Annotated in this window: 18 protein-coding genes; 9 read left to right on the top strand and 9 right to left on the bottom strand. The window is 74.1% G+C overall.

The annotated features are described in order from the left end of the window. The first annotated feature begins 304 nt into the window (after positions 1 to 304). The 4 genes from ACYVM4_RS15625 to ACYVM4_RS15610 all read left to right on the top strand — a co-directional run bounded on the left by ACYVM4_RS15625 (position 305) and on the right by ACYVM4_RS15610 (position 6,299). Positions 305 to 832: an inorganic diphosphatase gene (locus ACYVM4_RS15625; protein WP_368820886.1), complete on the top strand. Its 528-nt coding sequence runs from the start codon at positions 305 to 307 to the stop codon at positions 830 to 832. Positions 833 to 1,291: 459 nt separating this feature from the next. After that, the gene (locus ACYVM4_RS15620) at positions 1,292 to 4,921 is read left to right on the top strand and encodes a TM0106 family RecB-like putative nuclease (RefSeq protein WP_460669121.1); all 3,630 of its coding nucleotides are present in this window, start codon (positions 1,292 to 1,294) and stop codon (positions 4,919 to 4,921) included. Beyond that, complete coding sequence (locus tag ACYVM4_RS15615) at positions 4,918 to 5,580, top strand: hypothetical protein (protein ID WP_368820888.1); 663 nt, start codon at positions 4,918 to 4,920, stop codon at positions 5,578 to 5,580. Before ACYVM4_RS15620 ends, ACYVM4_RS15615 begins: the two co-directional genes overlap by 4 nt. A 53-nt stretch (positions 5,581 to 5,633) precedes the next feature. Further along, a complete protein-coding gene (locus ACYVM4_RS15610) occupies positions 5,634 to 6,299 on the top strand; it encodes a hypothetical protein (RefSeq protein WP_460669120.1) in 666 nt (221 codons plus the stop codon). Here ACYVM4_RS15610 and ACYVM4_RS15605 read toward each other — a convergent pair. From ACYVM4_RS15605 to ACYVM4_RS15590, 4 genes are read right to left on the bottom strand one after another with little or no spacing between them, the layout of a single operon-like run. Beyond that, positions 6,257 to 7,237 (bottom strand): glycine betaine ABC transporter substrate-binding protein, encoded by a 981-nt coding sequence (locus tag ACYVM4_RS15605; protein WP_368820890.1) that lies wholly within the window; start codon positions 7,235 to 7,237, stop codon positions 6,257 to 6,259. The genes ACYVM4_RS15610 and ACYVM4_RS15605 overlap by 43 nt on opposite strands. Further along, positions 7,234 to 8,046: an ABC transporter permease gene (locus ACYVM4_RS15600; RefSeq protein ID WP_368820891.1), complete on the bottom strand. Its 813-nt coding sequence runs from the start codon at positions 8,044 to 8,046 to the stop codon at positions 7,234 to 7,236. Before ACYVM4_RS15600 ends, ACYVM4_RS15605 begins: the two co-directional genes overlap by 4 nt. Continuing rightward, positions 8,043 to 9,284: an ABC transporter ATP-binding protein gene (locus ACYVM4_RS15595; protein WP_460669119.1), complete on the bottom strand. Its 1,242-nt coding sequence runs from the start codon at positions 9,282 to 9,284 to the stop codon at positions 8,043 to 8,045. The genes ACYVM4_RS15600 and ACYVM4_RS15595 overlap by 4 nt, the downstream gene beginning before the upstream one ends. Beyond that, positions 9,277 to 9,918 carry an ABC transporter permease gene (locus ACYVM4_RS15590; RefSeq protein ID WP_368832689.1) on the bottom strand — a complete coding sequence of 214 codons (642 nt, stop codon included), beginning with the start codon at positions 9,916 to 9,918 and terminating at the stop codon, positions 9,277 to 9,279. The genes ACYVM4_RS15595 and ACYVM4_RS15590 overlap by 8 nt, the downstream gene beginning before the upstream one ends. 149 nt (positions 9,919 to 10,067) lie before the next feature. Between ACYVM4_RS15590 and ACYVM4_RS15585 the strand changes: the two genes are divergently transcribed. Next, on the top strand, positions 10,068 to 11,492 hold the full coding sequence (locus ACYVM4_RS15585; protein WP_460669118.1) for a dihydrolipoyl dehydrogenase family protein: 1,425 nt from the start codon (positions 10,068 to 10,070) through the stop codon (positions 11,490 to 11,492). A 10-nt stretch (positions 11,493 to 11,502) separates the two neighbouring features. Here the strand turns inward: ACYVM4_RS15585 and ACYVM4_RS15580 are convergent, their stop codons facing one another. Further along, a complete protein-coding gene (locus tag ACYVM4_RS15580; RefSeq protein ID WP_368820895.1) occupies positions 11,503 to 12,504 on the bottom strand; it encodes an HAD family hydrolase in 1,002 nt (333 codons plus the stop codon). A gap of 74 nt (positions 12,505 to 12,578) precedes the next feature. Further along, entirely contained in the window at positions 12,579 to 13,883 is a 1,305-nt protein-coding gene (gene serS, locus ACYVM4_RS15575) for a serine--tRNA ligase (RefSeq protein ID WP_368820896.1), read from the bottom strand. 151 nt (positions 13,884 to 14,034) lie between these two features. On the opposite strand from serS, the gene ACYVM4_RS15570 reads away from it, so the two are divergent. After that, the gene (locus tag ACYVM4_RS15570; RefSeq protein ID WP_368820897.1) at positions 14,035 to 14,976 is read left to right on the top strand and encodes a diacylglycerol/lipid kinase family protein; all 942 of its coding nucleotides are present in this window, start codon (positions 14,035 to 14,037) and stop codon (positions 14,974 to 14,976) included. 48 nt (positions 14,977 to 15,024) lie between these two features. Here the strand turns inward: ACYVM4_RS15570 and ACYVM4_RS15565 are convergent, their stop codons facing one another. The 3 genes from ACYVM4_RS15565 to ACYVM4_RS15555 all read right to left on the bottom strand — a co-directional run bounded on the left by ACYVM4_RS15565 (position 15,025) and on the right by ACYVM4_RS15555 (position 16,828). Further along, entirely contained in the window at positions 15,025 to 15,351 is a 327-nt protein-coding gene (locus tag ACYVM4_RS15565; RefSeq protein WP_460669117.1) for a hypothetical protein, read from the bottom strand. Between the two features lie 143 nt (positions 15,352 to 15,494). Then, positions 15,495 to 16,496, bottom strand: coding sequence for a prephenate dehydratase (gene pheA / locus ACYVM4_RS15560; protein WP_460669116.1), 1,002 nt, complete (start codon positions 16,494 to 16,496; stop codon positions 15,495 to 15,497). Next, positions 16,493 to 16,828: a rhodanese-like domain-containing protein gene (locus ACYVM4_RS15555; RefSeq protein WP_460669115.1), complete on the bottom strand. Its 336-nt coding sequence runs from the start codon at positions 16,826 to 16,828 to the stop codon at positions 16,493 to 16,495. The genes pheA and ACYVM4_RS15555 overlap by 4 nt, the downstream gene beginning before the upstream one ends. A 219-nt stretch (positions 16,829 to 17,047) precedes the next feature. Here ACYVM4_RS15555 and ACYVM4_RS15550 point away from each other — a divergent pair, with 219 nt between their 5' ends. The 3 genes from ACYVM4_RS15550 (at position 17,048) to ACYVM4_RS15540 (ending at position 21,970) form a co-directional block, all read left to right on the top strand. Further along, positions 17,048 to 18,523, top strand: a complete 1,476-nt coding sequence (locus ACYVM4_RS15550; RefSeq protein WP_460669114.1) for an APC family permease — start codon at positions 17,048 to 17,050, stop codon at positions 18,521 to 18,523. A 69-nt stretch (positions 18,524 to 18,592) separates the two neighbouring features. Beyond that, positions 18,593 to 20,134: a PucR family transcriptional regulator gene (locus ACYVM4_RS15545; protein WP_460669113.1), complete on the top strand. Its 1,542-nt coding sequence runs from the start codon at positions 18,593 to 18,595 to the stop codon at positions 20,132 to 20,134. A 297-nt stretch (positions 20,135 to 20,431) separates the two neighbouring features. After that, positions 20,432 to 21,970, top strand: coding sequence for an NAD-dependent succinate-semialdehyde dehydrogenase (locus tag ACYVM4_RS15540; RefSeq protein ID WP_460669112.1), 1,539 nt, complete (start codon positions 20,432 to 20,434; stop codon positions 21,968 to 21,970). The last annotated feature ends 44 nt before the right edge of the window (positions 21,971 to 22,014 follow it).

The raw sequence follows: 22,014 nt of genomic DNA, 5'->3' as shown, positions 1-22,014 counted from the left end.
GTGGCGGCCCGGTGGCGGCCCGGTGGCGGCCCGGTGGCGGCCCGGTGGCGGCCCGGTGGCGGCCCGGTGGCGGCCCGGTGGCGGCCCGGTGGCGGCCCGGTGGCGGCCCGGTGGCGGCCCGGTGGCGGCACTGTGGCGGCACTGTGGCGGCACTGTGGCGGGCCGGACGGTTACCGCCGCCCGCGGGGCCGCCGCTATCGTGGGTGTCGGATCTGCCCCACCCCGCCCGGGTGGTGCGGCCGTGCTCGGCCGCTGTCAGCCCTTTCCGGCCCGTCCGGGCCCATCCAGCACGAGGAGAAGCACCATGGAGTTGGACGTCACCATCGAGATCCCCCGGGGATCGCGCGTCAAGTACGAGATCGACCACGAGACCGGTCGCCTCCGCCTGGACCGTGTCCTGTTCACGTCGATGCAGTACCCCGCGCACTACGGATACTTCGAGGACAGCCTGGGCGAGGACGGCGACCCCCTGGACGCCCTCGTGCTTCTGGACTTCGAGATCGTTCCGGGCGTGCTCGTGGAGTCGCGGCCCGTCGGCGTGTTCAACATGAACGACGAGGCCGGCGGGGACGCGAAGATCCTGTGCGTGTCCACGGACAAGCGCTACGACCACATCCAGGGTCTCGACGACATCGACGAGTACAAGCTCAAGGAGATCCAGCACTTCTTCGAGCGCTACAAGGACCTCGAGCCCAACAAGTGGGTCAAGGGCGAGGGCTGGGAGGGCCGGGAGACCGCCGAGCGCCTCGTCGAGGAGGCCCGCGAGCGCTTCGAGCAGTCCCACTACGAGTCGGCCGCCGAGGCCGAGGAGAAGGCCCCGTCCACCGACTGAGCGGACGGGTGCGACGGCGGGGGCCGGGGACCGGACGGTCCCCGGCCCCCGCGCGTTCGGCACTCCCGGGCCACCGCGGGTCGGCGCGTGACGTGCGCCCTACAGCGATTCCATGAATTTCGTTATATTGGGATCGGCCGGCTCAGCCGGCCCGACGGCCCCAGGATGCATCCCCCCATCGGCATCCGGGCCGCCGACCGGGATCGAGGTCGCCGGAGCGCACCCGCGAGGTGCCCGGTGGCGGCGGGGGTCCCCCCACCCGCGCCGCATCCCATCGATCTCTCCCGGTCCCTCCCGGCGGGCCGGTCACCGGTCCGCCGGGAGTCGGCCGGCAGGTCCGAGGACCTGCCGGCCGATCCCCGTCCTGCGCTCCTGGTCCCGCCCTCCTTGTGACGTCCGGTCCCTGTGGTTCGATGGACGCGGACCCGGGACGGACCCGGTGCCGTCGGAAGGATGCGCATGTTCCTGCTGGGCCCCGAGGCGGACCTCGTCTTCTCCGCGAGCGACCTCGTGCGCGCGGCCGAGTGCCCCTACGCGAGCCTGTGCGTCCTGGACGAGAAGCTGGGCCGGGCGCCCCGCCGGGCCCCGGAGCGGGACGCGATGCTCGCCCGCACGGCGGAGCTGGGCGACGCCCACGAGCACCGGGTCCTGGCCGCGCACCTGGCGGCGTTCGGCCCCTGGGACGCGGCGACCGGACGGGGCGTGCACGAGGTCCAGCCGGCCCGGCGCATGGACCGGGACGAGCTGGCGGCCAAGCACGCCGAGTCCCTGGGCGCCCTGCGCGCGGGGGCCGACGTGGTCTTCCAGGCCTCCTTCTTCGACGGCGGCTTCCACGGCCGGGCCGACTTCCTCGTCCGCGGCCCGGACGGTGCGTACGCGGTGCACGACACCAAGCTCGCCCGGCACGCCAAGGTCACCGCCCTGCTCCAGCTCGCCGCCTACGCCGACCAGCTCGAGCGGGCCGGGGTGGACGTGGCCCCCGAGGTCACCCTGGTCCTCGGCGACCAGCGGGAGGCGGTCTTCCCCGTGTCCGAGCACCTGGCGGTCTACCGCGAGCGCCGGGAGCGGTTCGTCGCGGCCGCCGCCGCGCACCGGGCGCGGACCGGGCCCGTGGACTGGCAGGACGACGACGTCGCCCGCTGCGGCCGGTGCGAGCACTGCACCCGGGCCGTCGCCGCGCACCGGGACCTGCTGCTGACGGCGGGACTGTCCGTGCGGATGCGCCGCACGCTGCGCGACCGGCACGGGGTGCGCACCGTCGACGAGCTCGCGGCGCTGGAGGACCGGATGCTCCCCGGCGCCGTGCGGCGGCTGCGGGACCAGGCGGCCATGCAGACCGGCCGGGGCGGGGAGGACGGCGCGGTCGAGTACCCGAAGGACGGGGGGACCCGCCGGGTCGCCTACCGGGTCACGGCCACGGACCCGCTGCGGCGGCTGCCAGTCCCCGACGCCGGGGACGTGTTCTTCGACTTCGAGGGCGATCCGCTGTGGCAGGACCCCGAGGACCCGACGTCCTGGGGGCTCGAGTACCTGTTCGGCGTCGTCGAGCAGCCCACCGGTCCCGGTGCGGCCCCCGTCTTCCGGCCGTTCTGGGCGCACTCCCGGCCCCAGGAGCGGGACGCCCTGCGGGCGTTCCTGGACTACGTGGCCGAGCGGCGCCGGCGCTTCCCCGGGATGCACGTGTACCACTACGCCAACTACGAGAAGGCGGCCCTGCGCCGGCTCTCGCTCGTGCACGCGGTGGGCGAGGACGCCGTGGACGAGCTGCTGCGCGAGAACGTCCTGGTGGACCTCTACGACACCGTGCGGGGAAGCCTGCGGCTGTCGGAGAGCTCGTACTCCATCAAGAAGCTGGAGCCGCTCTACATGGGCGAGCACCTGCGCACCGGGGACGTCGTGGACGCCGGTGCGTCGGTGGTCGCCTACGCCGACTGGTGCACGGCCCGGGAGGCCGGGCGGGAGGACGCCGCGGAGCGGCTGCTGGCCGGGATCGCCGACTACAACGCGTACGACTGCCTGTCGACCCTGCGGCTGCGGGACTGGCTGCTGGGCCTCGCCGGGATCTCCCCGGACCCGGCGGACCACCCGCCGCGCCCCGCCCAGGAGCGGCTCGAGCTGCCCGAGGAGCTGCCGGACGCCGGGATGACGGGGGCCGAGCAGCGCCTGCACGAGCACCTGGACGACCCGGCGGCGCGGGGCGCCCTGACGGAGGAGCAGCGCACGGCCGTCGCGATGGTCGCCTCGGCCACCGGCTACCACCGGCGCGAGCGCAAGCAGTACTGGTGGTCCCACTTCGACCGTCTCGAGGGCCCCGTGGAGGACTGGGAGGACACCCGCGACGTGTTCGTGGTCCGGCGCGCAGAGGTGCTCGAGGACTGGGCGAAGGACCCGGCCAGGCGCAGCAGCGCCGCACCCACCCGGCTCCTGCGCCTGGCGGGCCGGTTCGGCGAGGGCTCCACCCCGAAGCCGGGCACCACCGGGCTGTTCCTGATGTACGGGGACCCCGTCCCCGCGCACCTGGCCGACGACGCCGCCCCGCGCGCCAGCGGCCGCGCCGGGGACTGGACCGCCGCGCTCGAGGACCTCGAGGAGCACGAGGACGGCACGGCGGTGCTCACCGTGCGCGAACGGCTGAAGAAGCCGCGGGACGCCCCGGCACCCGAGCCCTGGGCGGAGCTGCCGATCGCGCTGGGCCCGGCCCAGCCGATCGCCACGCGCTCCCTCGAGGAGTCCCTGCAGACCCTCGCCGCGCGCACGGCCGACGCCCTGCCGGGACTGCCCGAGCAGCCTGGTGTCGAGCTGCTCCGGCGCCGGGCGCCGCGACCGGCGGACGGCGGCCCCCTGCCCCGTCCGCACGACGGCCCCGACGGCACGATCGACGCCGTGGTGCAGGCCCTGCGCTCCCTGGACCGCAGCTTCCTCGCCGTCCAGGGACCCCCCGGCAGCGGCAAGACGTTCCTCGGCTCCCACGTGATCGGCCGGCTCGTGGAGGCCGGCTGGCGGGTCGGCGTGGTGGCGCAGTCCCACGCCGTCGTCGAGAACCTCCTCACCGGGGTGCTCGAGAAGGGCGGGGTCGCCCCCGAGCGCGTCGGCAAGAAGCCGCCCTCCGGCCGGCCCGCGGACCGGGAGGCGCCGTGGCGCGACATCCCGGGAAAGGACTTCGCCGCGTTCCTGGCGGAGGGCGGCGCCGTGGTCGGCGGCACCGCGTGGGACTTCTCCAGCGCCAAGCACCTCGAGGACGAGGCCCTGGACCTGCTCGTCGTCGACGAGGCCGGGCAGTACTCGCTGGCCAACACCCTGGCCGTGTCCCGCGCCGCGCGGCGTCTGCTGCTGCTGGGCGACCCGCAGCAGCTGCCGCAGGTCTCGCAGGGCACCCACCCCCTGCCCGTGGACGAGTCGGCGCTGGGCTGGCTCTCCCACGGCTCGCCCACGCTGCCCGCCGAGCACGGCTACTTCCTGGACCGCACCTGGCGGATGCACCCGGCCCTGTGCGCACCGGTCTCCGAGCTCTCCTACGCCGGGCGGCTCGGGTCCGCCCCGGCCGCGGGCCGCCGCGAGCTCGCCGGCGTGGCCCCGGGGCTGCGCACCTGCTACGTCGAGCACACCGGCAACCGCACGGCCTCGCCCGAGGAGGCCCGGCGCGTCGTGGAGCTGGTGCACGAGTTCGTCGGCACGCCGTGGCGCTCCGGACCGGGGCTCCCCCCGGCGGCGCTGACGCCCGAGGACGTGCTCGTGGTGGCGGCGTACAACGCGCAGGTCGAGCTGATCGGCCGGGAGCTCGGCGCCGCGGGCCTGCGGGACGAGGACGGCCGCGGGGTCCGCGTGGGCACCGTCGACCGGTTCCAGGGTCAGGAGGCCCCCGTGGTGATCGTGTCGATGGCCGCCTCCGCCGCCGACGGCCCGCGCGGCATGGAGTTCCTGCTCTCCCCCAACCGGCTCAACGTGGCGGTCTCCCGGGGGCAGTGGTGCGCCGTGGTGGTGCGCTCCCCCGCCCTGACGGACTACCTGCCCGCCACCCCGGAGGCGCTGCAGGTGCTCGGCCGCTTCACGCGGCTGTGCCGCCGCGGACGGACCGCGGGGCTGCCGTGAGCCCCGAGCGCGTGCCCTACGTCCTGCACTTCGAGTCCAGGACGGTGGTGCTCGGCGAGCCGGCGCACCTGGAGGAGCTGGACTCCCTGCTGCGGCGCGCCGACGTCCCGACCCGCCCCACCTACTGGCACGGCATGCGGCAGGACGATCCCGGGGCGGCGCTCAACAGCGTGGGCACCGACCTCACCGCGGAGCAGTTCTGGGACCGCGTGGACGCCGGGGCGTTCGCCGCCGCCCGGTGGCCCGTGGACCTCGACGGCCCGCTCTACCTCCCGGCGCCGCCCCCGTGGCTGCAACGCGCCCGGGCGTGGGAGTACGACCCCCTGGCGCCGGCCCTGGGCGCGGCGGCACCGGGCGGGTGGCTGCGGGCCCCGGGCTGGGCCGGCACCGAGAACAACGACGCCGGGGCGCCCGTGGGACTGCTCCAGCTGACCGACCCGGACTCCTTCTGGGTGCTCGGCTCCGACGCCGACCTGGCGGAGGTCGCCGCCACGGCCAAGGAGCTGGCACCGTTCCGGCAGGGCTTCGACCGGCTCACCGCCTACTTCGGCCCCGACGACCGCATCGGCTGCCTGCGCCTGCCGGTGGTGTGCCGGGAGCCCCTGGAGGACGAGCTCATCGTGCAGGGGGTCGACATCGAACCGCGCTTCTGGGAGTGAGTCCCCGCCGCGCCCCCCGCTCCCCCGCGGCCCCCGTGCCCGATACTGGGACCGTGTACGTCGTGACCCTGGACCAGCGCCGCCGCGAGGCGGGCGACCTCGTGCCGGGCCTCCTGCGCCGCCTCGCGGACCTCGAGACCGTGGTGCCGTTCCAGCGCGCCCGCGCGCACGCGGTCCAGGGCATCACCGCCGAGCCCGGCGCCGCGGTCGCGGCCGCGCTCGCCGGGCTGCGCGGCGGGACCTGGAGCGTGGGGATCGGGGTGGGACCGGTCCGGCTCGAGACGGCGACCGACCCGGAGGGCCGGACGGGCCTGCGCGCCGACGGCCCCGGGACGGTGCACGCGCGCCGCGCCGCCGAGGCCGCCACCGGGCGGGTGCCGGTGCGCGTGGCCGCCGACGACGCGCCGGCCGCGGCGCAGGCGCAGTCCGTGCTGCGGCTGCTGGGCCGGATCGTGGCGGAGCGCAGCGACGCCGAGTGGCGTGTTGTCGACCTGCTCGTGCCCGGGGCCCGGGGCCAGCAGAAGGTCGTGGCCGCCGAGCTCGGCATCTCCCCCCAGGCGGTCTCCAAGGCGGTGGCGCGCTCCCTGTGGCAGGAGGAGCAGGACGCCCGCCCCGCGGCGGCCCGGCTGCTGGGCCTGTGCGAGCCGGCCCCGGACGGGCCGGCGGGCGGTGGGGCTCAGGGCTCGACGATGAACCCCTCGGAGAGCATCCACTCGTAGGCGACGTCGGCCGGGTCCCGTCCCTCGACGTCCACCTGCCGGTTGAGGTCCTGCATCACGTCGTCGGTGAGCGCCGCGGCGATCGGCTCCAGGACCTGCTCGAGCTCGGGGAACTCGTCCAGCAGCTCGGTGCTGAAGACGGGGGCCGCGTTGTAGGCGGGGAAGAACTGCCGGTCGTCCTCGAGGACGGTGAGGTCGAGCGCCGGGATGCGGCCGTCCGTGGAGAAGACCTCGCCGAAGTTGCACTCGCCGTCGTCCGTGGCCGAGTAGATGGCGCCGGTGTCGTAGATGCCGATGTTGTCCTCGGGCACCTCGCTGCCGCGGTCCAGGTCGTAGTGGGCGAGCAGGGGGGTGAGGCCGTCGCTGCGGGAGTTGAACTCGGACTCCACGCAGAACGTCCGCTCCTCCTCGGGCAGGCTCGCGATGTCCGAGACCGTCTCCAGGTCGTTGGCCTCGGCGTACTCGGAGCGCACGGCCATGGCGTAGGTGTTGTTGAGGGCCGCCGGGGCGCCCCACGTCAGCCCGTTGTCGAGGTCCGCGTCGTGCACGGCCTGCCACTGCTCCTGCTGGTCCGGGATGCCGGTCCCGTTGCCCATGTACGTCAGCCACGCCGTGCCGGTGTACTCGAACGTGAGGTCGGCGTCCCCGGTGAGCATGAGCTCCCGCACGGGCTGGGAGCCGGGGACGTTGGTGATGTCCTCCGTCTCGAAGCCCGCCGCCTGCACGGCCAGCACCGCGACCTTGCCGAGGATGAGCTGCTCGGTGAAGTTCTTGGACGTCACCCGCACCTCGGTGTCCTCGGCGCCCGCGACGGGCTGGATGGAGCCGGGCTCGGCGGCGGGCACGTACGCCGTGGAGGGCTCGAGTCCGCAGCCGGTCAGGAGCAGGCCGGCGCCGGCGAGCAGCAGGGCGCCGCCGGCGGCACGGGAGGTTCTCATCGCAGTCCTTTCGGGCGCGCGACGTGCTCCACCACACGGCCGACCCAGTCGATGGCGAGCGCGAGCAGCGCCACGAGGATCGACCCGGCGATCAGCACCCGCACGAGGTTGAGGTTGACCCCGGTGGTGATCAGCAGACCGAGCCCGCCGCCGTTGACGAACGTGGCCAGGGTCGCGGTGCCGACCACCAGGATCAGGGCGGTGCGCACGCCGGCCAGCATGACCGGCACGGCCAGGGGGAGCTCGACGCGGAACAGGACCGAGACGGCGCTCATCCCCATGCCGCGCCCGGCCTCGACGAGGCTGCGGTCCACACCGTCGAGGCCGACCATGGTGTTCTTCAGGACGGGCAGGATCGCGTAGACGATGAGCGCGACGACGGCCGCCCGGAAGCCGAAGCCGAACCAGAAGGCGAACAGCACGACGAGGCCCACCGCGGGGGCGGCCTGGCCGATGTTCGCCAGCGCGATCACCGGACCGGTGAGGAAGCGCAGCGGCCTCCGGGTCAGGAGGATGCCCACCGGGATCGCGACGAGCAGGACCACCACCGTGGCCACGACCGTCAGCTGCAGGTGCTCCACGGTGTAGCCCCACAGCGACGCGGGGCTCAGGGTCACGGCCTCCGTCTCGGTCAGCTCCGCCGTGGACAGCCACAGCACGAGCAGGCCCAGCGCCACGAGGATCGCGAGGGGCTGCAGGAGCAGGCCCTTCCAGGTGTGCTGGTCGGGGTCGGCCGTGGACGGGCGGGGCTCCGGGGCGTCACCGGGGTCCTGCTCCGCGGCGGCGGGGCGCTCGGTCTGCGCGCTCATCGGTCCCCGCCCCCCGAGCCCGCGCTCACCGTGGGCATCTCGCCCGTGTTGTGGCCGAGGGGCGCGTCCTCCCCGGTCACGGCCCGCCGGGCCTCGGTGATCGCGGCCATGACGGTCTCGACGTAGATGACGCCCTCGAACCGGTCCCGCGCCCCCACCACGAGCGCGGCCCCGGTGCTGGAGACGAGCATCGTGTCCAGGGCGTCGTTGAGCGTGGCGCCCGTGCCGACCAGGGGCAGGCGGTCGTTGCGCTCCCCGGGGACGGTCTCGAAGCGCTCGAGCTGACGGCGGGACGGCCACGACAGCGGCCGGCCGCGGTCGTCGACGACGACGACGTCCCGGGTGCCCGCCTCGTCGATCCGCCCGAGCACCGCCCGGACGTCCTCGCCGGGACGGGTGGTCACCGCGGGGACGAGGTCGACCTCCCGGACCCGGGTGAGGGTGAGCTGCTTGAGGCCCGCGCCCGAGCCGATGAAGTCCTCCACGAACTCGTCGGCCGGCTCGGCCAGGACCCGTTCGGGGGCGTCGTACTGGACGATCCGGGCGCCCTCGTCGAAGACGGCGATCCAGTCGCCGAGCTTGACCGCCTCGTCGAAGTCGTGGGTGACGCACACGATGGTCTTCTGCAGCTCGTGCTGGATGTTGATGAGCTCGTCCTGGAGCCGCTGCCGGGTGATGGGGTCCACCGCCCCGAACGGCTCGTCCATGAGCAGCACGGGCGGGTCCGCCGCCAGGGCCCGGGCCACGCCGACGCGCTGCTGCTGGCCCCCCGAGAGCTCCCTCGGGTACCGGTCGCGGTAGACGGCCGGGTCGAGGGAGACGAGCTCGAGCAGCTCGTCCACGCGGGCGGCGATGCGCTGCTTGTCCCAGCCGAGCATCTTCGGGACCATGCCGATGTTGGTGGCCACGCTCATGTGCGGGAACAGCCCGCCGGCCTGGATCACGTAGCCGATGCCGCGGCGCAGCTCGTCGCCGTTCATCGAGGTCACGTCCTGGCCGTCGATGACGATCCGCCCCTCGGTGGGTTCGATGAGCCGGTTGATCATCTTCAGCGTGGTGGTCTTGCCGCAGCCGGAGGGACCCACGAGCATGACGATGCTGCCCGCGGGGATCTCGAGGGTCAGGCCGTCGACCGCGGCCCTGGCCTGCCCGGGGTAGCGCTTGGAGACGTTCTCCAGCAGGATCCGGGCCCCGGTGACGGAGGAGTCGGTACGGGGGGTGGTCACGGAGTCAGACACGGATACCTCGCGATGTGGTGAGTCGGCCGAGCAGCACGAGCAGCCCGTCCAGGATGAGTGCGACGACGATGACGGCGACGACGCCGGTGACGACCGACGCGAAGGAGTTGGCGCCCCCGAGCCGCGACAGCCCGGAGAAGATGAAGCCGCCCAGACCGGGACCCAGCACGTAGGCGGCGATGGCGGCCACGCCCATCACCATCTGCGCCGAGACCCGCATGCCGGCCTGGATGACGGGCCAGGCCATCGGCAGCTCCACGCGCAGGAAGGTCGCCGACCGGCTCATGCCGAGCCCGCGCGCGGCCTCGACGGTGGCCTGCGGGACCCCGGCGAGCCCGACGAGCGCGTTGCGCAGGACGGGGAGGACGGCGAAGAAGGTGACGACGACGACCGCGGGGGTCACCCCGAAGCCCAGGGGTGCGATCAGCAGGCCGATGAGCGCGAAGGACGGGATGGTCAGCCCCACGGCGGAGACGTTGTTGGCCACGGTCGTGAGCCGGGACGAGCGGTAGCACAGCGCCGCGAGGGCCACCGCGAGGACCGTGGCCAGGACCAGGCACTGGACCACCAGGGAGAAGTGCTGCCAGCTGGCGAAGAGGATCTGCTCCCACCGGTCGGACACGTACTCGATCACGGCACGCCTTTCGGTCGTCGGCGATGACGTCGTCACCCGGTCTGCCGGTCAGGTTATCACCCTGTTTTCATGGATGTGATGTGCCTCACACCCACCGGGGGGCGGCCGGGCCTGTTGTCCGGCGGCGCGGCCGTTGGCAGACTCGGTGCATGGCACAGCCCGAGGACGCGTACGACGTCGTGGTGATCGGCGGTGGTCCCGTCGGTGAGAACGCGGTCCACCGCGTGGTGCGGGGCGGGCTGAGCGCCGTGCTCGTCGAGGCGGAGCTCGTGGGCGGGGAGTGCTCCTACTGGGCGTGCACGCCGTCGAAGGCGCTGTTGCGCCCCGGGGCCGCCGTCGAGGCCGCCCGCGGGGTCGCCGGGGCGGCGGAGGCCGTCACCGGCCCGCTGGACACGGCGGCGGTGCTGCGCCGCCGTGACGGGTTCGCGGCCCACTGGGACGACGCCGGCCAGGTCGAGTGGCTGGCGGGGGTCGGCGTGGACCTGGTCCGGGGCCGGGGCGCACTGGCCGGGCCCCGGCGGGTCCGGGTGACCGCCGAGGACGGCGGCGTCCGGGTCCTGGAGGCCCGGCACGCCGTGGTGCTGGCCACGGGCTCGCGGCCGGTCGTGCCCCCGGTCCCGGGGCTCGGGGACGTGCCGTTCTGGGGCACGCGGGACGCCACCGCCGCGCAGGAGGTCCCCGGGTCCCTGGCGGTGCTCGGCGGGGGCGTGGCCGGCACGGAGCTGGCGCAGGCGTTCGCCCGCCTGGGCTCCCGGGTCACGGTGGTCGCCCGCAGCCGGCTGCTGAGCGCCTTCCCGTCCACCGCCGCGCGGCTGGTCGCCGAGGCCCTCGAGGCCGAGGGCGTCACGCTCGTCGAGGGGCGGGCCACGGAGCGGGTCCGGTCCGTCGGCAGCGGCATCGAGCTCGTCCTCGAGGGCGGCGGGACCGTCTCCGCGGAACGGCTGCTGGTGAGCACGGGGCGGCGGCCCGCCCTGGCGGGCCTGGGCCTCGAGGAGCTCGGCCTGGACCCGGCCGCGCTGCGGGTCGACCGCTCGGGCCTGGTGGCGGGCACGGAGGGCGCCTGGCTCTACGCCGTCGGGGACGCGGCGGGCGATCCGCTGCTGACCCACCAGGGGAAGTACCGGGCGCGCGCCGCCGCGGACGCGGTCGTGGCCCGCGCGACCGGCCGGCTGGGGGCGTCCGCTCCCCCGTGGTCCCCGTTCGCGGCCACGGCCGACGGGTGCGCCGTGCCGCAGGTCGTCTTCACCGACCCCGCGGTGGCCTCCGTGGGCCGTTCCGCCGAGCAGGCCCGCGAGGACGGCCTGGAGGTGGACGTCGTGGAGCACGCCATCGACGTGGCCGGGGCGCTCCTGCACCGCGACGACTACCGCGGCTGGGCGCAGCTGGTGGTCGACCGGCGGCGCCGGACCCTGGTGGGCGCGACCTTCGCCGGCCCGGACGTGACGGAGCTGCTGCACGCGGCGACCGTCGCCGTGGTCGGCGAGGTGCCGCTGGAGCGGCTGTGGCACGCGGTGCCCGTCTTCCCCACCGTCAGCGAGGTGTGGCTGCGGCTGCTCGAGGAGTACGGGCTGTGAGCCGCGGGCCTCAGAGCAGCGAGCGCAGGATGCGGGCGACGCCGTCCTCGTAGACCGTGTGCGTCACCTCGTGGCACGCGGCCGCCACCTCGTCCGGGGACTGGCCCATGGCCACGCCGCGGGCGGCCCAGTCGAGCATCTCGATGTCGTTGCGGCCGTCGCCGACGGCGACCGTGTGGGACGGGTCCACGCCGAGCCGGCGGCGGATCTGCTCCAGGGCGCTGGCCTTGGAGACGCCGTTGGCGGCGATGTCGAGCCAGGCGCTCCAGCCCACGGAGTAGGTGACGCCGTGCAGCCCGGCCTCGTCGATCGCCCGGGCGAACTCCTCCGGGGTGTGCTCCGTGCTGTACACCACCATGCGCACGGCCTTCATCCGCGCCAGCTGGTGCAGGTCCACGCCGATCGCCTCGATGCCGAAGGACGCGTCCTGGAAGCGCTCGGTGGAGTAGAAGGACCCGTCCTCGGTCTCGAGGGCGAACTTCGCGGTGGGCAGGCGGTGCTCGAGGGCCTCGAGGGCCTGGCCCGGGTCGAAGGAGACGCACTCGAGCACCCGGTGGTACTCCGGCAGCTCCGGGTCCAGCTGGAGCGTCATGCCGCCGTTGGAGCACACGGCGTAGCCGCGCTCCTGGCCGATGAGCTCGACCACGGGCAGGGTCGCCCCCTTGGAGCGGCCGGTGGAGATGACCACGTGGTGGCCGGCCTCGAGCACGGCCTGGGCGGCCTCGCGCACCGGGCGGGACATGTGGCCGTCGTGGTCGACGAGGGTTCCGTCGACGTCGAGGGCCACCAGGTACTGGACGCCCGCCTCCTTCTTCCACCCGTTCGAGCGGGGAGGCTGGATCTTGAGGGGGATCCGGACGTCGGCGGCGGAGCGCGCGGGCGCGGTGGTGCCGCCGGCCGTGTCACTGAGGTCTTCCGAGCGCTCGACCTTCAGCGGGACGGTGGAGTTGATGCCGACGAGTTCGTGCTGGTCCTCGGTGCCAGCGGTCTTTTCTTTTGTCATGCGGGACATGGTGTCACATCACACCGACAGGATGGCCGAGATTTCGATGTGAGATGAACGGGAGCCGAACACCGCCCGGCGGCTCAGCGACGGACGGGGATGACCTCCTGGCCGCGCAGGTAGGGCCGCAGCGCCTCGGGGACGCGCACCGACCCGTCGGCCTGCTGGTGGGTCTCGAGGATCGCGGCCAGCCAGCGGGTGGTCGCCAGCGTCCCGTTGAGGGTCGCGACCGTGCGGGTGCCGCCCTTGCGGACCCTGCCGTTGGGGTCCGTGGTCTCGGGCAGCCGCTCCCGGATGTTGAGCCGCCGCGCCTGGTAGGTGGTGCAGTTCGACGTGGAGGTCAGCTCCCGGTACTTGCCCTGGGTGGGGACCCATGCCTCGCAGTCGAACTTGCGCGCCGCGGAGGTGCCGAGGTCCCCGGCGGCGGTGTCGATCACCCGGTAGGCGAGCTCGCACTTGGCGAGCATCTCCTCCTCCCACGCGAGCAGCCGCGCGTGCTCCGCCTCCGCGTCCTCCGGGGAGCAGTAGACGAACATCTCGAGCTTGTTGAACTGGTGCACGCGGATGATGCCCCGGGTGTCCCTGCCCCCGGAGCCGGCCTCGCGGCGGTAGCAGGAGGACCAGCCGGCGTAGCGCAGCGGCCCGTCGGAGAGGTCGAGGATCTCGTCGGCGTGGAACCCGGCGAGGGGCACCTCCGAGGTGCCCACGAGGTAGAGCTCGTCCTTGCCGACGTGGTAGATCTCGTCGGAGTGCGCGACGTCGAAGCCCGTGCCGCTCATGATCTCGGGGCGCACGAGGTTCGGGGTGGTCATGGGGATGAACCCGTTGTCCACGGCCTGGTCCTGGCCCATGAGCAGCAGGGCGGTCTCGAGCCGGGCGACGTCCCGCTTGAGGAAGTAGAACCGGGCGCCGGAGACCTTGGACCCCCGCTCCATGTCGATCCCGTCCACGAGCTCGCCGATCTCGAGGTGGTCCTTCGGCTCGACGCCCTCGGCGGCGAAGTCGCGGGGCTCCCCGACGGTCCTGAGCAGGACGTAGTCGTCCTCGCCGCCCGTGGGGACGCCGTCGAGGACGAGGTTGTCCACGACCGCGACGAGCTCGTCCTGCCGGGCCCGGGCGGCCTCCGACGCCGCCTGCGCCCCCTTGACCCGGGCGGCCAGCTCCTTGACCTCCTCGAGCAGCGCCTGCTTCTGCTCGCCCTGGGCCCGGGCCACCTGCTTGCCGAAGGCGTTCTGCTCGGCCCGCAGGGACTCGTACTCGGTGATCAGGTGGCGGCGCTCGACGTCCGCCTCCAGGATCCGGTCGATCAGGGCGTCGTCCGCCCCGCGGGCGCGCTGCGAGGCGCGGAAGACGTCGGGGTTCTCACGGAGCTGGTTGATGTCGATCACCCTGACAGGGTACCCAAGTCCTCAGGAGGCGACCGGGTTAGGGTGGAGGCCCATCGCGATCCGCCCGGCGCCCCGGGCCCGCGGCGTCGTGCCGCGGCATCACCGCACGGTGCCACCGGTCCCCGGCGCCGCAGAACCGAGGAGTCCTTCCGTGACCGCCACTCCCGTGGCCCCCCAACGGGTCGCTGTCGTCATCAACCCCATCAAGGCCGACGCGGACGTCGCCCGGGACGCCATCATCATCGGGTGCCGCAAGGGCGGGTTCCCCGACCCCGTGTTCTTCGAGACCGCGGAGGACGACCCCGGCTCCTCCATGACCCGGGAGGCGCTCGAGCAGGACGCCGACCTCATCATCGCCGCCGGCGGCGACGGCACCGTCCGGGCCGTGGCGGAGGCGATGATCGGCCACGACACCCCGCTGGGACTCATCCCGCTGGGCACCGGCAATCTCCTGGCCCGCAACCTGGGGGCCGACCTGGGCGACCCGCACCGCAACGTGGACATCGCGCTCTTCGGCGCGGAGCGCGCCATCGACATGGCCACGTTCCGTGTGGAGCTCGAGGGCGGGACGGTGCAGGACCACGCCTTCTGCGTCATGGGCGGCGCCGGCTTCGACGCGCAGATCATGACGGACACCCGGGACGAGCTGAAGAAGCTGGTCGGCTGGGCGGCCTACGGGGAGGCCGGGGTCCGGCACCTGTTCGCGCCCCCGCGGTGGGCCCGCTTCCGGATCGACGAGGGCGAGTGGCAGAGCCGCCGGGTCCGCTCGGTGATGGCCGCCAACTGCGGGATCCTGACCGCCGGCATGATACTGGTGCCGCAGGCGAAGATCAACGACGGCGTGCTGGACCTCGTGGTGATGTCCCCGCGCAGCACGCTGGAGTGGGCGATGATGGCCGCCAAGGTCGTGTTCCGGCAGCGGCGCGACCTGCCCGTGATCGAGTTCTTCGCCGCGCAGAAGGTGCGCGTGGAGTTCCACGAGCCCGTCGAGTCCCAGATGGACGGGGACGGCACCGGGCGGATCCACGGGTTCGAGTCCGAGATCCTCCCGGGCGCGCTGTCCGTGCGGGTCCCGCCCTCCCAGGGCGACTGACGCCCGCGGGGCCGCGGGGACCGTCGCCCCGGTCCCCGGGGCGGCGGGTCAGTCGGCGGGGTCGGGCCGGCGGCTCAGGCCCGCGACGAACGCGCCCACGAGGGCGAGCACGGCCAGTCCCACGGCGAGGAGCGGGCCCTGCCCGCGGTCCGTGAGCGGGGCGCCCGGCTCCGGGACGACGCGGGACGCCGGCTCGAGGTCGAGCGAGTCGGCGGTCCGCGGGTCGCCGACGACGGGGCTCGGACCGGTCTCGACGCGGACCACCTGGGTGGGCGCGGGCGGCTCGGCCGCCGCAGCCGGTGGCGCGGCGAGCGCGCAGGCCAGGAGGGCCGGTGCTGCGGCGAGGGCGAGACGGCGGACGGCGGGAGCAGGCATGGTGGCACCTCCGGTCGGGCTCGGTCCCGACCCGGGGGGTCGATCGACACCGGCTGAAGATCGCGGGCACGGACGCGCCCGCACCCCCATGGTGCATGTATTCGCATTCGTGAACAAGCGGGGGTGCGGTGCACGTCCTTCCGTTACGCGGGGCCCGGCGCCCCCGGTGCGGGCAGGGGCCGCGGGGTCCGGCGGTCGCGTCCCTGCAGGGCCGCGACCCAGGCCTCCGCCTCGCGGAAGGCGCCGTCGGAGTGGTGCCGGGCGACGGTCGCCACCTTGTGGTCGGCGCGCGGGTAGGAGCCGAGGAAGCGCGTGCTGGGACAGACGCGGCGCAGCCCCTCGAGGGCGTCCGCCACCCGGGCGTCGAGGATGTGCCCGTCCACGTCCACGCTGAAGAAGTACTCCCCGAGGAAGTTGCCCGTGGGCCGGGACTCGATCCGCGAGAGGTTGACCCCCCGTGTCGCGAACTGCTCGAGGATCTCCATGAGGGCCCCGGCCCGGTCCTCCCACAGCGGGATGACGAGCGTGGTCCGGTCCGCGCCCGTCCGCGGCGGCAGGGGCGTCCCGGGCCGGGCCACGAGCACGAACCGGGTGACGGCGGCCCGGTTGTCCCCGATGTCCTCCGCCAGCACCTCGAGCTCGGGGTGCTGCTCGACGACCACGGGCGAGCAGACCGCGGCGTCGAAGCCGGCCCGGGAGGCCGGCTCCTCGTGGCCCGCCCCGCCGGGGAGCAGCGCGAGCGCCGCGGCCGCCGTGGAGGACGCCGGGACGTAGTCCACGCCCGGCAGCCGCTCGTCCATCCAGCCCCGCACCTGGGCCCAGGCGTGGGAGTGCGTGGAGACCGTGCGGACGTCGGCGAGCGTAGTGCCCGGCGGGGCCACCAGGACGAAGCTGATGGGCACGAGCGCCTCACGGACGATGCGCAGCTCGCTGCCGGTGGCCACGGCGTCGAGCGTCGCGGTCACGCCGCCCTCCACGGAGTTCTCGATGGGCACCATGGCGGCGTCGACCTCGCCGGCGCGGACGGCCGCGAGGGCCACGGGCACGGAGGACACGGGGCGGCGCTCTGCCTCCCGGGCGCCTTCCACGCTCAGCAGCGCGGCCTCGGTGAAGGTGCCGGCAGGGCCCAGGTAGGCGTACCTCAACGGACGTTCGGGGTCTCGCCCGTCTCGGACACCATGGGCTTCTCGGCGTCCATCCACGCCCCCATGCCGCCCAGCACGTTGATGGGGTCGAAGCCGTACTGCTGGAGGTACGCGGTCGCCTTCATGGAGCGTCCGCCGGAGCGGCAGATCACGTACACGTCCTCGTCCACCGGCACCTCGCCGTAGCGCTCGGGGAGCTGCCGGAGCGGGATGTGCTGGGCGCCGTCGATGTGCCCGGCCGCCCACTCGTCGTCCTCGCGCACGTCCAGGACGCGCGCGCCCTCGGGGATCTCCTCCACCGAGGCGCTGGGCAGGTTGTCCAGGTTGTCCATCGTCAGGGTCCTCTCGTCGGAAACGGGTTCTTACGGAACAGCCTAGTGGGCGGGAACCGGGGCCGGCCCGTCGCCGGGTCACCGCGGCCCGGGGCATCCAGGCAGCACACAGGAGCGAAACAATCCCTGTATAGATTGTGCCCTCGCCGCCGGGAGCGCCGTGCGGCGGGTCCGACCTGGCACCTCGTCCGGGTGTCCTCGACAGAAGGAAGAACTGCCATGAGCACCATCGCCCCCCGCAGCACGGGGCCTGCCGCCCCGGACCGCGAGGACCACGGCTTCAAGAGGGTCCTCGGCCGCCTCGACGCGATCGGCCTCGGCTTCGGCTTCGGCGCGATGATCGGTTTCGGCTGGGTCATCCTCACCGGTGACTGGCTGGCCGAGGCCGGGACCATGGGCGCCGTGCTGGCCCTCGTCGCCGGCGGGCTGATCATGGCCGTCGTCGGTCTCGTCTACGGCGAGCTCGTCGCCGCCATGCCGTACGCGGGCGGGGAGCACAACTACCTCCTGCGCGGCATGGGCGCCCGCTGGGCGTTCGTGGGCTCCTGGGCCATCACCGGTGGCTACATCACCATCGTGGCCTTCGAGGCCGTGGCGGTGCCCCGCACGCTGCAGTACATCTTCCCCGGTCTGAGCCGGATCCCGCTGTGGACCGTCGCCGGCTTCGAGGTGAACCTGACCTGGGCGCTGGTGGGGGCGGTGACCGCGGTGCTGATCACCGCGATCAACATCCGCGGGGTCAAGCACGCCTCGACGGTGCAGATCTTCGTGATCCTCTTCTTGCTGATCGTGGGGCTCATGATGGTCTTCGGGGCGTTCACCCGCGGCTCGGTGGCCACCATGGAGCCGTTCTTCACGAGCGGCACCGACGGCTTCTTCCTCGTGCTCGTCACCGTCCCGTTCCTGTTCGTCGGCTTCGACGTCATCCCCCAGGTCTCCGAGGAGATGCACCTGCCGGCCAAGCAGCTGGGCGGCACCATCATCATCTCCGTGCTGCTCGCCGCGGCGTGGTACGTCATGGTCGTGCTCACCACGTCCTCGGCGATGTCCGGCGCGGACATCGCCGGCGCGGACATCGCCGTCGCCGACGCCATGGGGGCCATGTTCTCCAGCACGACCGTCGCCAACCTGCTCATCGCCGGCGGCCTCGCCGGCATCCTGACGTCCTGGAACTCCCTCCTCATGGGCGCGTCCCGCTTGCTCTGGGCGCTCGGCAACTCCCGGATGGTCCCGCAGTGGTTCGGGCGCCTGCACCCGAAGTACGGCACCCCGGCCAACGCCCTGCTCTTCGTGGGCGCCATCTCCTTCGTCGCGCCGTTCTTCGGCGCGGAGATGCTCGGCTGGCTCGTCGACTCCGGCTCCCCGTCCATCGTGATCGCCTACGCCCTGGTCTCCGTGGTCTTCGTGATCCTGCGCCGGCGCGAGCCCGGCATGGAGCGCCCCTTCCGGATCGGCGGCCGCGGCCACGGCGGCACGGCGATCGGCGTGCTCTCGGTGGTGCTGTGCCTCGCCCTGATCAGCCTGTACCTGCCCGGGATGCCCGCCTTCCTGAGCGCGCCCGCCTGGACGATCTTCGGACTGTGGTGGCTGCTCGGGCTCGTGTTCCTGCTGCGCATCCCCACCGGGATCCAGCCGGGCCACGACGCCGAGCACCGGCTCGTCGCCGAGGTCGAGCGCCGCAGGCAGCGCAGCTGAGGCGGCCGCCGCGCCGGGGACCGCTGCTCTAGGCTGTCCCCGGCACGCCGAGGAAGAGGAGGACTGCCCATGGTCACGGTCGCCCAGGTGCTCGGCCTTCCCGGGCTCGGGCTGGAGACCGTCGTCGCGGCGGCCACCGACCTGCCGGTGAGCTGGGTGGTGACCAGCGAGCTCGCCGACCCCACCCCCTACCTCGAGGGTGGTGAGGTCCTCCTGCTCACCGGCATCCACACCTCCGCCCGGGCGCACTCCTGGACGGAGTACGTCGGTCGGCTCACGGACCGGGGCGTGGTGGCGCTGGGCCTGGGCGTGGGCGGACAGCTGTCCTATCTCCGTGTGCCGGACGCTCTCGCCGCCGCGTGCCGGGACGCCGGGCTGACCCTGTTCCGGGTGCCCGAGCGCACGCCCTTCCTGGGCATCATCCGGGCCGCGGCCGAGATGCGGGCGGCCGAGACGCGCACCGCCCTCGAGGCGATGCTGTCGGAGCAGCGGAGCCTGACGCGGGCGGCCGTGGGGCGGAACGGCCCGGCCCGCGTGGTCCGCACGCTGGTGTCGGTGCTCGGCGGCGGATGGGCGGGGGTCTGCGCGGCGGACGCCCGGATCGTGGAGCGCTCCGCCCCCGGGCTGCCCGAGCTGCCCGCGGGCCGGACGCTGCCCGAGCTCCTCGACCGGTTGCGCCCGGCCGGGCTGCGCGGGTCCCTGAGCGAGTCCGGCCCGGCGGGCGCGGTGGTCGTCCATCCCCTCGGGGTGGACGGCGTCCCCCAGAGCTACCTCGTGGTGGCCCTGCCCGGCCCCGTCGATCCCGTCCGGACCGGCGTGATCGCCACCGCCGTGGCCCTGCTCTCGCTGCACGCGGAGCGCGCCGCGGAGCAGGCGCTGTTCCGCCGCCGGGTCCGTGCGGGGGCCCTCGCCCTCCTGCTCAACGGCGAGGTGCGGTCGGCGGACGCGCTGCTGGGGGTGGCGGACGACACGACGTGGTCGACGGCGCCCCGGGTGCGGGTGGCCCGCCTGCGCGGTGGCGCCGAGGCGCTCCGGGAGGGCGTGCGACGCCTCGAGTCCAGCACGGCCCACGGCACGAGACCCGTCCTCGTCGGGGCGCCGGCCACGGAGCCCGACGGCGAGCAGACCGCCGCGGTGCTGCTGGAGGACCTTCCGGAGCGGCTGGCCGAGCTGCGGGCCGCCGCCGAGGCCTCAGGGCTGCGGGCCGGCATCGGCGGCCCGTCGGCCGTGCACGAGACGGACGCGAGCGACCGGGAGGCCCGCGAGGCCCTGGAGCGCACCACGGACCGTCAGCGCGTCGGCACGTGGGACGACCTCGTGGCGGGCGGCGTCGCCGGCCTGCTGCCGCCCGAGGCCGCCCGGGCCTGGGCGCGGCAGCTGCTGCGTCCCGTCGACCGGGCCGGGCTGCCGGCCCTGCTGCGCATGTTCCTCGCGCACAACGGCAACCGGAGCGGGACGGCCGAAGCGCTGGGGATCCACCGCAACACCCTGCAGCAGCGGCTGCAGGAGATCGAGGAGGCGCTCGGCCGGTCCGTGGACGACCCGCAGCTGCGCGCGGAGCTGTGGATCGCCCTGGACCTGTCCGACCGCCCCGACCGGTCGGCGCCGTAGCCCGTCGTCGCACCCTGTGCACAGTGCACCAGGTGCCTGCAACATTTCAGCATCCTGCTGTGGCCTCCCGGCGCTAGCCTGGAGCAGTCGAGGGCCCGCGGCGGCCGCTCGGCACCAGCTCCGCCCCGGCTCGACGTCACACGGTGACGACGTCCCCGCGGGGGGAGCCTGCCCGGAGTTCTACGATGGACGGGCGGGCCCAGTGCTGTCGCCCGTCCGTTCCGACGATCCCTTTGACGCAGTGCAGCGCCACCGGTGCCCGGTGGTGTGGCCTGGGTCGAGCAGAGAGGCTGATACATGAGCACCACGGACAAGGCCCCCGCGGGCCCCGGCATGACCGAGCGCATCGCGGCGGTCCTGGCCAAGACCCCCACCGGACTGCTGATCAATGGTCAGTGGCGGGACGCCTCCGACGGGGGGACCTTCGAGGTGGAGAACCCGGCCACCGGGGAGGTCCTGGCGAGGATGGCCTCGGCCACCCGGGCGGACGCCGCCGCGGCGATGGACGCCGCCGCCGAGGCGCAGGAGTCCTGGGCGCGGACCCCCGCCCGGGTCCGCTCGGAGATCCTGCGGCGCGCCTTCGACCTGGTGCAGGCCCGTGCGGAGGACCTGGCGCTGCTGATGACCCTGGAGATGGGCAAGCCGCTGGCCGAGGCCGCCGGGGAGGTCACCTACGGTGGTGAGTTCCTGCGCTGGTTCGCCGAGGAGGCGGTGCGCGACTACGGCCGCTACACCGAGTCCCCCGAGGGCACCCTGCGGATGCTGGTCACCCACAAGCCGGTGGGCCCGTGCCTGTTGATCACCCCGTGGAACTTCCCGCTGGCGATGGCCACCCGCAAGGTCGCCCCGGCCGTGGCCGCCGGGTGCACCATGATCCTCAAGCCCGCCCGCCTCACCCCGCTGACCTCCCAGTACTTCGCCGCCCTCATGCTCGAGGCGGGGCTGCCGGCCGGGGTGCTCAACGTCGTCTCCTCGGCCTCGGCCGCGGACGTGTCCGAGCCGATCATGGCCGACCCGAGGCTGCGGAAGGTCTCCTTCACCGGCTCCACCCCGGTGGGCAAGCAGCTGATGAAGGCCGCCACCGACAACGTGCTGCGCACCTCCATGGAGCTCGGCGGCAACGGGCCGCTGATCGTGTTCGAGGACGCCGACATCGACAAGGCCGTGGCCGGGGCGATGGCGGCGAAGATGCGCAACATGGGCGAGGCCTGCACCGCGGCCAACCGGCTGCTGGTGCACGAGGACGTGGTGGAGGAGTTCGTGGCGAAGATGGCCGAGAAGATGGCCGCGCTGACCGTGGGCAACGGCGTGGAGGACGGGGTGAGCGTCGGGCCGATGGTGGAGGCCAAGGCGAGGGACTCCGTGGAGGAGTTCGTCACCGACGCCGTGGCCCGCGGGGCGAAGGTCGTCGTGGGCGGGGCGCGCGTGGAGGGCCCGGGGTACTTCTTCGCCCCCACCCTGCTGCGCGACGTGCCGCGGGATGCCCGGGCGGTGACCGAGGAGATCTTCGGCCCCGTCGCCCCCGTGGTGACCTTCGCCGACGAGGACGAGGCCGTGGCGCTGGCCAATGCCACCGAGTACGGTCTGGCCTCCTACGTGTTCACCGAGAACATCTCCCGCGGTCTGCGCATCGGCGACCGCATCGAGTTCGGCCTGATGGGCCTCAACGTCGGGGTGATCTCCAACGCCGCCGCCCCCTTCGGCGGGGTCAAGCAGTCCGGCCTCGGCCGGGAGGGCGGGGCCGAAGGCCTGGCCGAGTACACCACCACCCAGTACATCGGCGTGGAGAACCCCTGGGCCAACCTCCCCGACCCCGGCACCGGCACCCCCGCCTGAGGTCCTGACCCGCGATCCCGGCCACGGGACGGCGGTCGTCGCAG

The sequence above is a fragment of the Kocuria himachalensis genome, from assembly GCF_054784195.1.
Note: the sequence above shows the minus strand (reverse complement) of the source record. Positions and strands in the feature narration are given on the sequence as shown.

Excerpts from the sequence above, each read along its gene's own strand:
- ACYVM4_RS15545 (WP_460669113.1), top strand. The coding sequence starts at position 18,593 with ATGGTCACGGTCGCCCAGGTGCTCGGCCTTCCCGGGCTCGGGCTGGAG.
- ACYVM4_RS15605 (WP_368820890.1), bottom strand. The coding sequence starts at position 7,237 with ATGAGAACCTCCCGTGCCGCCGGCGGCGCCCTGCTGCTCGCCGGCGCC.
- ACYVM4_RS15540 (WP_460669112.1), top strand. The coding sequence starts at position 20,432 with ATGAGCACCACGGACAAGGCCCCCGCGGGCCCCGGCATGACCGAGCGC.
- ACYVM4_RS15550 (WP_460669114.1), top strand. The coding sequence starts at position 17,048 with ATGAGCACCATCGCCCCCCGCAGCACGGGGCCTGCCGCCCCGGACCGC.
- ACYVM4_RS15565 (WP_460669117.1), bottom strand. The coding sequence starts at position 15,351 with ATGCCTGCTCCCGCCGTCCGCCGTCTCGCCCTCGCCGCAGCACCGGCC.
- ACYVM4_RS15625 (WP_368820886.1), top strand. The coding sequence starts at position 305 with ATGGAGTTGGACGTCACCATCGAGATCCCCCGGGGATCGCGCGTCAAG.
- ACYVM4_RS15600 (WP_368820891.1), bottom strand. The coding sequence starts at position 8,046 with ATGAGCGCGCAGACCGAGCGCCCCGCCGCCGCGGAGCAGGACCCCGGT.
- ACYVM4_RS15580 (WP_368820895.1), bottom strand. The coding sequence starts at position 12,504 with ATGTCCCGCATGACAAAAGAAAAGACCGCTGGCACCGAGGACCAGCAC.
- ACYVM4_RS15585 (WP_460669118.1), top strand. The coding sequence starts at position 10,068 with ATGGCACAGCCCGAGGACGCGTACGACGTCGTGGTGATCGGCGGTGGT.
- ACYVM4_RS15620 (WP_460669121.1), top strand. The coding sequence starts at position 1,292 with ATGTTCCTGCTGGGCCCCGAGGCGGACCTCGTCTTCTCCGCGAGCGAC.
- ACYVM4_RS15555 (WP_460669115.1), bottom strand. The coding sequence starts at position 16,828 with ATGGACAACCTGGACAACCTGCCCAGCGCCTCGGTGGAGGAGATCCCC.